The organism is Umezakia ovalisporum Ak1311, from assembly GCF_029891685.1.
Classification (GTDB): Bacteria; Cyanobacteriota; Cyanobacteriia; order Cyanobacteriales; family Nostocaceae; genus Umezakia; species Umezakia ovalisporum.
Genome location: NZ_JANQDJ010000041.1, coordinates 104,480 through 118,604 on the forward strand (window position 1 = coordinate 104,480; position 14,125 = coordinate 118,604).

The 14,125-nt window shown below is 41.0% G+C and carries 12 protein-coding genes and 1 pseudogene; 6 read left to right on the plus strand and 7 right to left on the minus strand.

What is annotated here, in order from left to right:
• Positions 1-28: 28 nt before the first annotated feature.
• From NWP25_RS06595 to NWP25_RS06605, 3 genes are all read right to left on the minus strand, one after another.
• Entirely contained in the window at positions 29-1,099 is a 1,071-nt protein-coding gene (locus tag NWP25_RS06595; RefSeq protein WP_280688298.1) for a fatty acid desaturase, read from the minus strand.
• 211 nt (positions 1,100-1,310) lie between these two features.
• Entirely contained in the window at positions 1,311-2,363 is a 1,053-nt protein-coding gene (locus tag NWP25_RS06600; protein WP_280651484.1) for a fatty acid desaturase, read from the minus strand.
• A 240-nt stretch (positions 2,364-2,603) separates the two neighbouring features.
• A complete protein-coding gene (locus NWP25_RS06605; RefSeq protein WP_280651483.1) occupies positions 2,604-3,422 on the minus strand; it encodes an acyl-CoA desaturase in 819 nt (272 codons plus the stop codon).
• 91 nt (positions 3,423-3,513) lie between these two features.
• Here NWP25_RS06605 and NWP25_RS06610 point away from each other — a divergent pair, with 91 nt between their 5' ends.
• Positions 3,514-4,746, plus strand: coding sequence for a methionine gamma-lyase family protein (locus NWP25_RS06610; RefSeq protein ID WP_280651482.1), 1,233 nt, complete (start codon positions 3,514-3,516; stop codon positions 4,744-4,746).
• Here NWP25_RS06610 and NWP25_RS06615 read toward each other — a convergent pair.
• Positions 4,739-5,932, minus strand: coding sequence for a Coenzyme F420 hydrogenase/dehydrogenase, beta subunit C-terminal domain (locus NWP25_RS06615; RefSeq protein WP_280651481.1), 1,194 nt, complete (start codon positions 5,930-5,932; stop codon positions 4,739-4,741). The genes NWP25_RS06610 and NWP25_RS06615 overlap by 8 nt on opposite strands.
• A gap of 715 nt (positions 5,933-6,647) precedes the next feature.
• On the opposite strand from NWP25_RS06615, the gene NWP25_RS06620 reads away from it, so the two are divergent.
• Positions 6,648-8,096, plus strand: coding sequence for a glycoside hydrolase 100 family protein (locus NWP25_RS06620; RefSeq protein WP_280651480.1), 1,449 nt, complete (start codon positions 6,648-6,650; stop codon positions 8,094-8,096).
• Positions 8,097-8,230: 134 nt separating this feature from the next.
• A pseudogene (locus NWP25_RS18810) lies at positions 8,231-8,338 on the plus strand (glycoside hydrolase 100 family protein); the annotation flags it as partial.
• Between the two features lie 177 nt (positions 8,339-8,515).
• Here the strand turns inward: NWP25_RS18810 and nspC are convergent.
• Together nspC and NWP25_RS06635 are read right to left on the minus strand one after the other, a co-directional pair.
• Positions 8,516-9,673, minus strand: coding sequence for a carboxynorspermidine decarboxylase (gene nspC / locus NWP25_RS06630; RefSeq protein ID WP_280649369.1), 1,158 nt, complete (start codon positions 9,671-9,673; stop codon positions 8,516-8,518).
• Between the two features lie 191 nt (positions 9,674-9,864).
• Complete coding sequence (locus NWP25_RS06635; RefSeq protein WP_280649370.1) at positions 9,865-11,064, minus strand: saccharopine dehydrogenase family protein; 1,200 nt, start codon at positions 11,062-11,064, stop codon at positions 9,865-9,867.
• Positions 11,065-11,266: 202 nt separating this feature from the next.
• On the opposite strand from NWP25_RS06635, the gene NWP25_RS06640 reads away from it, so the two are divergent.
• Together NWP25_RS06640 and NWP25_RS06645 are read left to right on the plus strand one after the other, a co-directional pair.
• On the plus strand, positions 11,267-12,616 hold the full coding sequence (locus tag NWP25_RS06640) for a 16S rRNA (cytosine(967)-C(5))-methyltransferase (RefSeq protein WP_280649371.1): 1,350 nt from the start codon (positions 11,267-11,269) through the stop codon (positions 12,614-12,616).
• A 61-nt stretch (positions 12,617-12,677) separates the two neighbouring features.
• Positions 12,678-13,097 carry a tellurite resistance TerB family protein gene (locus tag NWP25_RS06645; protein ID WP_280649372.1) on the plus strand — a complete coding sequence of 140 codons (420 nt, stop codon included), beginning with the start codon at positions 12,678-12,680 and terminating at the stop codon, positions 13,095-13,097.
• A gap of 96 nt (positions 13,098-13,193) precedes the next feature.
• On the opposite strand, the gene psb35 is transcribed toward NWP25_RS06645, so the two are convergent.
• A complete protein-coding gene (gene psb35, locus NWP25_RS06650; protein ID WP_280649373.1) occupies positions 13,194-13,421 on the minus strand; it encodes a photosystem II assembly protein Psb35 in 228 nt (75 codons plus the stop codon).
• A 227-nt stretch (positions 13,422-13,648) separates the two neighbouring features.
• Between psb35 and NWP25_RS06655 the strand changes: the two genes are divergently transcribed.
• Entirely contained in the window at positions 13,649-14,062 is a 414-nt protein-coding gene (locus NWP25_RS06655; RefSeq protein WP_280649374.1) for a secondary thiamine-phosphate synthase enzyme YjbQ, read from the plus strand.
• Positions 14,063-14,125 lie beyond the last annotated feature (63 nt).

Sequence of the window (14,125 nt, forward strand, 5' to 3'; positions counted from 1 at the left end):
TGCCTTACCTAAGACTTAAATTGCCTGCCTATTTTTGACGATTAGAGGTATAGTAAACTTTATTACCCGTATCTGGGACGAAATGACAGCTGAGAGCAGAACGCCATAAAGCCTTCCAAATTGGCTCTTGAGACTGGTGGAAATATTCACCCATAATCGGTTTAATCGCCTCAGTAGCCCTCCGTAAATTGTAGTGAGGCATATTCAAAAAGATATGGTGAGCAACATGAGTACCGATATCATGGTGGATATGATTGATAAAACCATAGTCCCTATCAATGCTAGAAATAGCACCTTTCAAGAAAGTCCAATCTTCTCCACGATACCAAGGAATATCTGGCTCTGTATGATGCAAAAATGTCACCAAATCCAGCCAAATTACAAACACAATGTAGGGCATAGCGTAGTATTTGAGTAGCCACATCCAACCCCATTGATAAGTGAAGAAACCTAGCAACCCTACCATACCAATCCAAAGTATAGTACTGGTCAACACATCCTGTTTTTCTGAAGGTTTAAAAAGTGGGCTACTAGGTAAAAAGTGAGAGCCATCCTTACCGGGAGAACGCTTGAAAAGATACACCGGATAAGCCAAAAGAAAAACATAATATCGTCCTAACTTTTGGAGTAATGGCATTTGTTTATATTGTGATTTTGTCACAGGATACCAGCTTTCATCATTATCGATATTGCCAGTATTTTTGTGGTGAGTCCTGTGACTAATTCTCCAACCGTGATAAGGAACCAATATGGGTGTATGAGATAAATGTCCAATCAAATCATTGAGCCATTTGTGCTTAGAAAAAGATTGGTGTCCGCAGTCATGTCCGATGACAAACAAAGCCCAAAACATTGTTCCTTGCATGACCCAGAAAACAGGCCAAAAATACCAAGAATCCAGATAATGAGCCACTGCATAAAGCAGAGTAATAATCAAGATGTCACGAAAAAAGTAAAATAAGGATTTAATCAAATTTGGCTGAAAGCATTCAGCAGGTATTGCAACTTTCAAATCCTGAAGAGTAAAAGGCAGTTTGGTAGTCTTCTCAGACAACTCACAGTCATGTGGATTATTGGCAGGGATGGTATTTGATTGCACTTTATTTTTGTTTGGGATATTGATCGGAATCTTTTGCGACGGAATTTTAGTATTAGCTTTAACTAATACCTCAAAAGGTAGTCTTTGGTAATTAGCATCACAATTTATTGTGATGTTAATTACCAGAATCTATTTAATTTACAGGATAATAAACGCTCTTGCAAGAACAAGAGTGGAACTTTGCTCATAGGTTAACTACTGGCAATGCTATTTATTTTCCTGCGTAATATTCGTTGAAGGTCTTATAACCAACATCAGTTTTGTACAGTTGACATTGGTTTGTAATTTGCTTCATTAGAGACCAAGAAAACTTGCATTCATCGTGTAGATAAGGCTGCCAATTTTCTTTGATGCTACTGTAGGCTAGCCGCAAATTATAAGAAGGAATGGCAGTGGAGATATGATGTGGAACGTGGACATTGATATCGTGGCAGAGAATTTCTATCCAACGCGGATAATCACAATGAATAGTACCAAATAGCTGTGCTAAAGCCTCATTCCACTTGTTAGCTGTATTAAAAGGAACATCTGGGGCTGTGTGGTGAACTATAGTAAAGGTACTCATCCAAAAATGGTAAACCATCCAAGGCAGGAGCCAAAACTTGACAAATCCCCAAATACCGGTTGTGGCAATCAGCAGAGGAAATACGATGGCTGCAAACACAACTACTACAGCCACGGAAAACTTCACATCAGATTGGTCTTTGGTTTTGAATTTCCGCCAATCAAAATGCACTACTGCCCAATGTCCAATGGAACCTACCCACCACAAACGCTGACGCATGAACATTTTAAAGGCAAACCGATTTAAGGGTTTCCAGCTGGAAAACACCTCTGTTCTAATGGGATGCCAAGCATTATCCTCATCTAACTTGTTGGTATGAGCATGGTGATGATTATGTTTAATCCGCCAACTGTGGAAAGGATAAATTAAAGGCATCATGAATAGATGTCCCACCAAATCATTTACCCAACGATTTTTTGCAAAAGACCTGTGACCGCAATCATGGCCAATGACAAAAAAACCTGTTAAGGCGGTGCCTGTAAAAACCCAAGCTAGGGGTAAGAGGAACCAAGGACTAATGGTCAGCAGATAATAGCCCAAGGCAACCATAGAAACACTCAGCAAAACTTGAGTCCAAGCCTTACGACGGTTCTGGTGAAAACATTCCCGTGGCAAGCTTTTGATAATATGTTTTAGCTTCAGGCTGGAATCGCCAAGGTCTTCACCTAGTTTGTCGCTATTGATGATTGATATAGTCATGAACACCTGGAAAACAACAAGACTCGCGGCCAAGTCACCAAAAAAGTAACTGGCTGCAAAGTTTCTTAACATTAGCGTCTTGGATTATAACAATCCAAGCTACACAAGCGCACTATTAATTAGCTGTAGTCGATTATTTTCTGAGATTGTGAATGGTTATTAGTGCGTCAGAGAAATTGATTTTTCGCCAATAGTGAATAAATGTATCGGTTTATTCACTATTGACTAAGTAGATGAAAATTACTGCTTTTTGTCTGCCAATTTGACATTAGTAGCCAGACCAAATACTTGCAGTAACTGAATGGTCATCCAAGTTAAATCAATTTCCCACCATTCCAGCCCGTGACGAGCGGAATATTGAAAAGCATGATGGTTATTATGCCAGCCTTCACCGAACACTAGCACAGCAACCCACCAGCAGTTAGTGGAAGAATCGCCGGAATCATGACTGCGATAACCAAATTTATGAGTGGCGCTGTTCACCAGCCAAGTACAATGGTAGACCCAGACAATACGAACAAATATTCCCCAAACAACAAAAGACCAGCCCCCCAGATAAATGAGTAATAAACCCAGTGCTACCTGAATCAAAATAAAATATTTTTGTAAAAACTGATAAACTGAGTCTTCGGCAATGTCTTTGGTAAAGCGAGGAACATCAGAGTGAGAGGGAGAATGATAAATGAGCCAACCGATATGACTCCACCAGAAACCTTGATTAGAATCATGGGGGTCTCGGTCAGTATCAGAATGTAAATGATGAATGCGATGTGTACCTACCCACTCAATTGGCCCACCTTGACAGGCCAAAGTCCCGCACAGAACCAAGAAATATTCCAGCCATTTAGGAGTTTGAAAACTGCGGTGGGTAACAAGGCGGTGAAATCCCAAAGTAATACCCAGTCCACCGGTGACCCAGTAAAGTAATAAAGCCACACCAACGGCATTCCAGCTAAAGTTGCCAGGAACAAAAGCAAATAAAGCGCCAATGTGTAAGGCAATGAAAAACAGGGTGTTTACCCAGTTGATTTGAGGTTTGGTTGAAGTAGCAATTGTCATGCAATAACCCGAATTGAAATTGTCTAGCCTAATCTGCGTGATTGGAAAATCCGCATCCCAAAATAATTAATTTGTTGTGAAAGAGGAACTAATGAACAGCGTGGAACAGCTGCGGCAAGCAGAACAGGCACTGTTAGAGATTTTTTCTGGAATTGACGCTCAGGTCAAGCATAATCTAAAAAGAGTCCTGAATGCTTTTAGTCATCACCGTGTGGGGGCACACCATTTTGCTGGTGTTAGTGGTTATGGCCACGATGATTTAGGACGACAAACATTAGACCAAGTTTTTGCCAAAGTCATGGGTGCTGAAGCTGCGGCTGTGCGAGTGCAGTTTGTTTCTGGAACTCATGCTATCGCTTGTGCCTTGTTTGGTGTTCTCCGTCCAGGAGACGAAATGTTAGCAGTAGTGGGTTCTCCCTACGATACGCTTGAAGAAGTCATTGGTTTACGGGGTAAAGGCCAAGGTTCTCTTATTGAGTTTGGCATAAATTACCGTCAATTGGAGCTAACCTCGCAAGGAAGCATAGATTGGCAAACCTTAAGTCATAGCGTAGCTGAAAAAACGCGTTTAGTATTAATTCAACGTTCTTGCGGCTATTCCTGGCGACGGAGTTTATCAATTACCGACATAGAAAAAATCGTCCATTTAGTTAAACAACAAAACCCCAATACCGTCTGCTTCGTAGATAACTGTTATGGCGAATTCATTGAAACCAGAGAACCCACAGATGTGGGTGCTGATTTAATAGCAGGGTCATTAATTAAAAATCCGGGTGGGACCATTGTCACAGCTGGGGGTTATGTTGCCGGTCGAGCCGACTTAGTGGAGGCGGCAGCTTGTCGTTTAACCGCCCCTGGTATTGGTAGTTATGGTGGTGCAACCTTTGACCAAAATCGTCTACTCTTCCAAGGCTTATTTTTAGCTCCCCAGATGGTAGGGGAAGCGATGAAAGGAACTCATTTAACTGGTTATGTGTTCGATAAATTGGGTTATCCCGTCAATCCACCACCATTTGCACCCCGTGGGGACGTAATTCAGGCCATTAAACTCGGTTCTGCTGCCAAGCTAATTGCCTTCTGTAAGGCTATACAACAGCATTCACCTGTGGGTTCTTACCTTGACCCCATTCCTGATGATGTGCCAGGGTACGAGAGCCAAGTAGTGATGGCTGGGGGGACATTTATTGAGGGAAGTACTTTAGAGTTTTCTGCTGATGGTCCTTTGCGTCAGCCTTATGTGGTTTATTGTCAGGGGGGGACTCATTGGACTCATGTTTCCATAGCATTAGAGGCGGCAATCACATCTGTGGCAATGGTTAGTTAGGTAACTTATACTGTCCCACAATCCTCTTAGCAAACTCCGGCACATGAGTTGCCAACTTCTGAGGATAATTCCGCTTTACATACAAATAGTTCCGTGTAAAGTGGGAATCAATAGAAAACCGCCCATATTCCAAACCCTTTGGCCCTATTTTTTCAATTACTACTCCCATGAGTTTCGCCGCCCACATCGGTAATGTCACACCTTTATCGTAAGCAGGAATACTTTGTTGCACAGCTTCTTTGCGGTTTCCTTGGGAGGTTACAGGCTGGGTGTCTAATTGATTTTGCACTAAATCTAGCATTTGTTTACCTGTATGATTTCTGACTATAATCCACTGCCAACCAAAGGGTGCGCCCATATAACCAACAACTAAATCTGCCAAGGAGTTGACGTAATCAAAGCAAGTCATACAGGAAGGAGCAAAGACATCTTTAAGTTGATTGGTCTTTAAGCCAAAAAATGGTACTTTCTCGATGGAGCCATCTTTATGTTTGAAGTGAATGCGGAAGTCTTGCATGAATTCATAATGTACTACTGTATCGGGTGAACGACTGGTGGTTTCTAGGAATTTTTGCAATCCAGCCCGGGTAACGTTATCTACACAGGGTGTACCTAAAACATACAATTTTTCTAACCCTAGTTGTTTTTCTACGGCTCTGAGGGCTTGAATTTGGCAACCTACACCAATTACTAATAAACGTTTCATCCCCGATTGTTCTATTTGTTCTAAAACAGAAAGGTTGGGAGATAATGTTGGTTTATTTACTCTAGCTGCTAGTATTTCTTCTGGGGTACGGGCAATCACTGGCATGGGTTGAAAGCGGTCTTCTTTGGTGTTTTGTACACAGACAACGCCTTCAACTAATCCTAGATTCAGCATTTCAATGGCAATGCTACTGACTATCCCTGTCCATTGGGATCCTTCTATGGGCTGCTGTTTCCGGGCTGCGATCATGTCTTGATGAACACCAAAGTAAAGTTCATTTTCATGATCCAGATTACGCGATCGCTGATGGGTCTGTTGTTCTAAAACGCCTATCTGCTGATTAAGAAAAGCGCAGGCTTCTTTGACATAATGGATATAGTATGTATCACACAGTCCGCACTCGCTACAAAGTTCTTTGGCAGGGCGGCGGCTAGTCGGTTTGAGGGCTTTGGCTTTTTTGTGAGGATAAATTGAAGTCATATTAATGGCGTTTTGTCATCTTAAAACTTAAGATAGCTGAATCTTGTCTCTTCGACTCGACAAAATTTCAGTGCAATTCCATGTGTCTACCCCACGGGAAGCAGAAAATGATACTGACTATTTAAGTTCCATACAATATATATTTTTTGACTCTACTCCCAAAATTTCACAATGCTATTGGTAATTTAGGTAAAATATCTAGGTTTTGAGAAATATTAACATCTAAAATTTTTGAGCTTTGATATTGCATATTATGCAAAAACATTATAAATTATGGAGTTATGGGGGAATAATCTGATCAGCCGTCTTGAAACTAAATTCTCAATAAGTAAATCTACCGGATTATAGTTAAAACTGCACAGAGTTTGAGCAGTACGGCAAATATATTGTTTTTGGTAAAGCCAGGTTCTAGATGTACAGACAGGACAGAGAATCATCTAGGAATATACATTATGGTGTGGCTATTTTAGAAATGATAACTGACTTGAGGCTAAAAATGCCCAGCTGCAATTCACGCAACAGATAATTGATTAAACAGCAACTAACTGTAGATACAATTGCGTAGAAATTGATGGCTTAAGTTATTATTTATAAGTTCTTTTCTTCCAGCAATTTGCTATTCATAAGATGCTCTTTTTTATGCTAGAAATAGCATAAATATTCAATGAAGGCGCATCTACTAAAAATTCACCCCCTCAATGGAGTTACTCTAGCGATGCCTACAAATGAATTAGTAACAGATGAGAATATAGAAGAAGAAGCATGGCGAGCAATAGAGAACTCAATTCTCTATTATCAAGGACGCGCCATTGGAACTGTAGCTGCCTATGATGTTTCAGTGGAAGCACTTAATTATGATCAGTGCTTTGTCCGGGATTTTGTTTCTTCAGCGTTAATTTTTTTGATCAAAGGTAGAACAGATATTGTTCGTAATTTCCTAGAAGAAACTTTGAAGTTACAGCCTAAAGAAAGACAATTAGATGCCTATAAGCCAGGGCGCGGTTTGATTCCAGCTAGCTTTAAAGTTGTCTGCGAAAATGGACAGGAATATTTAGAAGCAGATTTTGGCGAACATGCCATCGCTAGAGTTACTCCTGTGGATTCTTGTCTGTGGTGGATTATTTTGTTGCGTGCATATGTAGTCGCTACTAAGGATTATTCTATAGCCTATGAACCTGATTTCCAAAATGGTATCAGGTTAATTATGGAAATCTGCTTGGCTAATCGCTTTGATATGTATCCGACGTTGTTGGTTCCCGATGGTGCTTGTATGATTGACCGTCGGATGGGGATTTATGGCCATCCTCTAGAAATTCAGGTTTTGTTTTATGCAGCTTTGCGAGCTGCTCGTGAAATGCTCATTTGTCAAGGTAATCAAGATATAGTCGCCGCCATTGACAATCGCTTACCGCTTTTATGCGCTCATATCCGGCAACATTATTGGATAGATATTAATCGCCTCAATGCAATTTATCGTTTCAAGAGTGAAGAGTACGGCAAAGGAGCAGTCAATCTTTTTAATATCTATGTAGACTCTCTTCCCTATTACGAGTTAGACAAGTGGCTACCAAGAAAAGGTGGTTATTTAGCTGGTAATGTCGGACCCTCCCAGTTAGATACTCGTTTCTTTGCACTGGGTAACTTAATGGCGATCATTTCTGACTTAGCCAGCGAGGAACAATCACAAGCAATTATGATTCTAATTGAGGAGCGATGGGAGGATTTAGTGGGAGATATGCCTATGAAAATCTGTTTCCCAGCTTTAGAAAATGAAGAATACAGAATTGTTACAGGATGTGACCCTAAAAATATCCCTTGGTCATATCATAATGCTGGCAATTGGCCGGTATTAATGTGGATGTTGGCCGCAGCATCTGTAAAAACTAACAAAACTGCTGTAGCTAGAAGGGCTCTTGAAATTGCCCAAGTACGGCTGAATGAAGATGAATGGCCAGAGTATTATGACGGTAAAAAAGGGCGTTTAATTGGCAAACAAGCCAGGAAATATCAAACTTGGACAATTGCTGGTTTCTTGTTGGCAAAAGAATTGATGGATAATCCCAACTTTTTACCATTAGTTAGTTTTGATGAGTTACCACCTGAAGCTGTTTCTCGTGCCTGTGAGTTTGAAATTGGGAGTGTAGAACCTTATATATCTCGATAGTAAATATCACTACTTCCATGGGGAATGCTATTGTGAAAATCAGTGCAATAATACTGCAAATAAAATGTGTAAACTGTGGAAAATAAACATCAGCTTTCCAGCCCCTTTGTAGTTATATGGGGCTTTTGCTACTTGATATGTACCCAACGCTGTTAGTTACAGATGGCGCTTGTATGATTTATCGGCCTATGGGTATCCATGGATATCCTTTGGAAATTCGAGCTTTATTTTATAAAGAATTGATGCGAAACTCACTGCATTTAGCATTAATTAGTTTTGAGCGATTTGATAATGTGTGGCCAGTGATAAAGCAAAGCAATCTCGACGCATTGATTAACTAACTTGCCACACAAAAATATCACCAATGGAATAGTTAATCACAAGTAAGTACTGAATGCAAATCAGCAGTTGAAATGCTCTTAGCCGACTCTAGCTCGATAGTCTGGATAAGAAAACTCTCGCCATATCTCAAATGTACCGTCTTTTTTGAGGATACCAATTGATGGATGAACTACACCATTAAACATGGTAGTTTTTACCATTGTATAGTGCATCATATCCTCAAAAATGATGCGATGGCCTACTGATAATTCTTCAGTAAAAGCATAGTCACCCATAAAATCCCCGGCTAAACAACTAGATCCGCCCATGCGATATATTTTGTCTCCTGGCTGTGGTTCATGAGCGCCACAAATCACGGGCTTGTAGGGCATTTCTAGACAATCAGGCATATGAGCTGTGAATGATACATCTAACATGAGATTAGTGACATTAGCAGTGGAAATTATATCTTGTACAGTACTCAACAAAAAGCCTGTTTCCCAAGTAATTGCAGAACCTGGTTCCATAATCAATTGAATATGGGGATAACGTTGGTGAAACTCTGTGAGCACCTTGACTGCGTGTCCCACATCATACCCTTGACGAGTCATCAAATGACCACCGCCCAAATTGAGCCACTTTAGCTGGGGGAGAAACTGTCCGAACAAGTCTTCAATGTGTAACAGAGTTTTTTCCAATGCGTAGGAATCGCTTTCACATAAATTGTGAGATAAGAAACCATCTATACCTGTTGGTAACACATTTCCCAGATGTTCTGGGGAAACACCCAGACGAGTATAAGGTTGACAAGGATTATACAAAGCTGTTTCTACGGGGGAATATTGGGGATTAATCCGTAATCCTACAGAAGGGGGAGCAGACAAATGCTCAATTAAAGGATAAAATCTTTTCCACTGACTAATAGAGTTAAATGTGACATGGTTAGCATAGGTGAGAATTCCAGTCATATCCTGATCACGGTAAGCCGGGGAATAAATGTGTAAATCCCCGCCAAACTCCTGTGCTGCTAGTTGTGCTTCCCAAAGGGAACTGGCTGAAGCGCCTTTTAGTGTCTGGCGAATTAAGGGAAAACTATGAAACAGTGCGAAAGCTTTTAAAGCGAGGAGAATTTTTACTGGTGCTTCTTGTTGCACCCGTTGAAAAACTGCCAGGTTTCCCTCAAGAAGTTCTTCTTGTAGTACGAAACAAGGGGAGGGGATATTTGCCAAAACCGAAGTATTTCTTTGTATCATCATATCAAATACCGTTGGGAAAACGGAAATTAAAGCTGGTGGAGAGACGAACCTTGACTTAAACCTAGAAACAGTGTTTGAGCAAGGTGACTTATGGAAAGAAAAATTTTTCGTCAATTGTGCGCGGTGGGTGTTGAACCAAGCCTTGTTAACGAGAACCAAGGCTGGTTTTTCTGCGGTGAAAAAATGTTAAGTTAGTTGTCCTCAAAAGGTGAGGGTTGATCAATTACTTCTTTCCAGGGTAAACCCAGAGGCCCTAACAACTGCATAAACGGGTCAGGATCACATTGCTCTACATTAAAGACACCTGACTGTTTCCAGATACCTTTGACTACCATTAATGCACCGATGACCGCCGGTACGCCTGTGGTGTAAGAAATGGCCTGACTGCCAACTTCTTGATATGCCTGAGGGTGATCGCAGTTGTTGTATATGTAGTAGGTGCGTTCTTTGCCATCCTTGACTCCGCGAATATGACAGCCAATGGATGTTTGCCCTGTATAATTTTCTGCTAAAGATGAGGGTTCTGGTAGGAGGGACTTGAGGAATTTCAACGGTACTACTGGGGTTCCTTCATAATCAACTGGATCAATGCGCGTCAGACCAAGATTTTGTAAAACTTGCAAATGATTAATATAATTTTGCGAAAAGGTCATCCAAAAACGCGCTCGTTTCAGGGTGGGAATATGTTTAGTTAAAGATTCTAGTTCTTCATGATAGAGAAGATAGGATTCTCTGGGCCCAATCTCCGGGTAATATATGGGACGATGAATTGATAATGGAGGTATTTCTATCCATTGACCCTGCTGATAATATCTTCCTGGCTGAGTTATTTCACGTATATTAATTTCTGGGTTAAAATTTGTGGCAAATGCTTGACCGTGATTACCTGCGTTACAATCAACTATGTCTAAGTAATAAATTTCATCAAAGTAGTGTTTCAGTGCATAGGCGCTGAACACTCCTGTTACCCCAGGATCAAAACCACATCCTAGAATGGCAGTAATGCCTGCTTGTTTGTAGCGGTCGCCATAGGCCCATTGCCAACTATACTCAAATTTAGCCACGTCCGGAGGTTCGTAGTTAGCGGTATCCAGATAATCGGTTCCTGTTTCTAAACAAGCATCCATCAGGACTAAATCTTGATAGGGAAGTGCCACGTTAATGAGGATATCAGGACGAAACTCTCTGATTAGTTTGATAGTATTATTAACATTATCTGCATCTAGAGCCGCAGTTTTTAGCTTATTTGAGCCAATACGTTCTGCTATGCGATTGCACTTGTCAACGGTTCGACTGGCAAGAAGAATTGCTTCAAACTCTTGTTGTGCCGCACATTTGTGTGCAACAACGTTACCTACACCACCAGCTCCAACTATCATTACTCGTGCCATGTTGTCTCCTCTGATTCTTTATGGGTAAAAAAGGTCTCGGAGTAATTATAATGTTTGTTCCTTGATTTTTTTTTACTGGGGCTTGGTTTTTCGCAAAGATGATGACTAATTGTAATTTTTTTGGCGAATGTAGGCATTTTTGTCAACAATTTTACTAAATTTAAATAGGAATATTATCTAAATTCCTGATGGAAATTTTTCGATGACTAACCCCCGTCAAATAGCTTTAATTGCCTTGGGAGATATTCACGCAGGCGCTTATGCTGATGTTGCCTTAAATAGAGTGCTGCAAAAAGTTTGCTTACCTGATTTAGACCGTCGTTTGCTGACAGAATTAGTATATGGCACTGTCAGAAGGCAACGCACTCTCGATGCACTCATTAACCAACTGGCGACGAAAAAATCTCACCAACAACCCAAAAACCTCCGCATTATTCTACATTTGGGTTTATATCAACTGCGTTATCAAGAGCGTATTCCTGCTTCGGCGGCTGTAAATACTACTGTGGAACTGGCTAAAGAAAATGGTTTTGCAGGTTTAACAGGTTTTGTTAATGGTTTATTGCGACAATATATCCGTTTAGCGGAAAAATCACCAGAACCTTTAAAATTGCCGGAAAATCCAGTAGAACGTTTGGGGGTTTTACACAGTTTTCCCGATTGGGTGATTCAGGTTTGGTTAGAACAATTAAGTTTGGCTGAAACAGAACAACTATGTCAGTGGATGAACCAAACCCCGACAATTGATTTGCGAATTAATCCTCTACGGACAACTATTGAGAAAGTTGAGGAGGCTTTGCACTGGGCTGGGATTTTAACTAGGCGGGTTCCTCATTTACCCCAAGCTTTAAGACTAATTGGTAGTACAGGAGCGATACAAAATCTCCCCGGTTTTGGTCAAGGTTGGTGGTCTGTACAAGATGCTAGCGCTCAACTTGTGGGTTATTTACTCAACCCTCAACCAGGTGAAGTGGTGATTGATGCTTGTGCAGCACCCGGGGGGAAAACAACCCATATTGCCGAATTAATGCAGGATCAGGGGGAAATTTGGGCTGGCGATCGCACTGCTTCCCGTCTGCGTAAACTGAAAGAAAATGCTCAACGCCTACATTTACAATCTATTAGGATTTGTACAGGAGATAGCCGGTATCTGCCGCAATTTTACAATACCAGCGATCGCGTCTTACTGGATGCACCATGCTCTGGCTTGGGAACGCTACACCGACACGCCGATGCACGTTGGCGACAAACACCAGAATCTGTCCAAGAACTGCAAGTTTTGCAAACAGAATTGATTTCACACACATCAAAGTTTGTGAAATCAGGTGGTGTACTTGTTTATGCTACTTGTACACTACATCCAGATGAAAATGAAGGTGTGATTTCCAGGTTTTTAGCCAATCATCCCCGTTGGGAAATTGAACCTCCCAGGGTTGATGCTCCTGAATTTGCCTATTCTACACCCCAAGGTTGGCTGAAAGTTTGGCCTCATGAACACAACATGGATGGGTTTTTTATGGTGCGCTTAAGAAAAACCAACGATTCCGAATGAATACTGTTTGGGATTGTACTATTTTGTTGAAGCCCCGAATCTACCCCAGGAGGCAACAACGGTGACTAATTCCCATGTAAAAAACTTAGTGAAAATTTTGATTGGCGCGGCTTGGATTGATGGTAAAATCCAGCCAGAAGAACGACAATATCTGCGCGAAATAGCTCAAGCAAAAGGTTTAGCCACTGATCCGGAAATTAAACCTTGGCTGTACGAATTGGTTCCTGTGCAACCAAAAGAATGTTATGCTTGGGTACAAGAATATTTGGGCGATCGCCCCAGCCTTGAAGATTGCGAAAATTTGATTGAGGCTATTAGTGGGTTAATTTACAGTGATGGAGATGTAGCTGTAGAGGAAGCGCGGCTACTGACAAAATTACAGCAGTTAACTAATCTGAGTGAAACCACTCAATCACTTCATACGGCTTTGCTCAAACAAGTTCAAAAGCTTTATCGTCGCTGGGTTGAAGTTCAAAACTAACAGACCAGAGACGAGTTGACAAGACGCGATAAATCGCGCCTGTTGATTTAAATTTAGACTTGGTAATTCAACTCAAAAATCAGGATGTTGTAATTCTTAAGACTTCGGTTTACCTACGCCCGGAGTTTCTTCTTTTTCAATTTCAGGTAGAAAGTCAGGACGATCTTTGCTTTCCCAACCTGCAGGTCGTTTAGAGTTGTACCAAGCAATAGAACCAATGGTAACAGCAGCAATAAAACCAACTACATACACTAATGTAAAAGCCAAAGGAAATTCGGAACCTTTTGTGACTGCTTCAGCTGCGGTTTGCATTAATAAACTCATGAGTATATTCTCCTATTTTAAGCAACACTAGTTAAGAACCTATAAAAAGAGAGTATCACTAACATCTCTCTCAAGTTGGAAATACTTGATGTTAATGTATGATATTTTTGTGTTTTTTGCTTGTTAGAGAGGAAAAGCAATATTACTACTATAGGGTTTATTGCCCCACTTAGCCCAGATGAAGTCATAAATCCGTAAAATAGAGTTAATAGTCAATTACCGTCAACATGGCTCACTACCAAAAGCTACTAAAAATTTCTACCACTGGCAAAGGTTTTCACAATATTACTGCAAAAGTTGCAGCCATAGTTGCAGAATCTGGGGTAAAAACTGGTCTTTGTAGCTTGTTTTTGCGTCACACTTCAGCTTGTTTAGTTATACAAGAAAATGCTGACCCCGATGTACTGGTGGATCTAGCCAACTTTATGGCTAACCTCGTCCCAGAATCAGGTAAATATATCCACGATGCTGAGGGACCGGACGATATGCCGGCACATATTCGGACAGCACTCACTCATACTTCTGAACAGATTCCTATCAATGGTGGTCATTTAGTCTTGGGAACTTGGCAAGCCATTTATATTTGGGAACATCGTCAGCGTAGTCACAGTAGAGAATTGGTTGTCCACATTTCTGATTAGGGACTGGCGAGATCAAAATTTATCTCTGTGGCAGCATAGAATTGGGATGGGTAGTTTGTACGG

Coding starts and splice junctions, on each gene's coding strand:
- NWP25_RS06600 (WP_280651484.1), bottom strand. CDS start 2,363: ATGACTATATCAATCATCAATAGCGACAAACTAGGTGAAGACCTTGGC.
- NWP25_RS06605 (WP_280651483.1), bottom strand. CDS start 3,422: ATGACAATTGCTACTTCAACCAAACCTCAAATCAACTGGGTAAACACC.
- NWP25_RS06610 (WP_280651482.1), top strand. CDS start 3,514: ATGAACAGCGTGGAACAGCTGCGGCAAGCAGAACAGGCACTGTTAGAG.
- NWP25_RS06615 (WP_280651481.1), bottom strand. CDS start 5,932: ATGACTTCAATTTATCCTCACAAAAAAGCCAAAGCCCTCAAACCGACT.
- NWP25_RS06620 (WP_280651480.1), top strand. CDS start 6,648: ATGCCTACAAATGAATTAGTAACAGATGAGAATATAGAAGAAGAAGCA.
- nspC (WP_280649369.1), bottom strand. CDS start 9,673: ATGATGATACAAAGAAATACTTCGGTTTTGGCAAATATCCCCTCCCCT.
- NWP25_RS06635 (WP_280649370.1), bottom strand. CDS start 11,064: ATGGCACGAGTAATGATAGTTGGAGCTGGTGGTGTAGGTAACGTTGTT.
- NWP25_RS06640 (WP_280649371.1), top strand. CDS start 11,267: ATGACTAACCCCCGTCAAATAGCTTTAATTGCCTTGGGAGATATTCAC.
- psb35 (WP_280649373.1), bottom strand. CDS start 13,421: ATGAGTTTATTAATGCAAACCGCAGCTGAAGCAGTCACAAAAGGTTCC.
- NWP25_RS06655 (WP_280649374.1), top strand. CDS start 13,649: ATGGCTCACTACCAAAAGCTACTAAAAATTTCTACCACTGGCAAAGGT.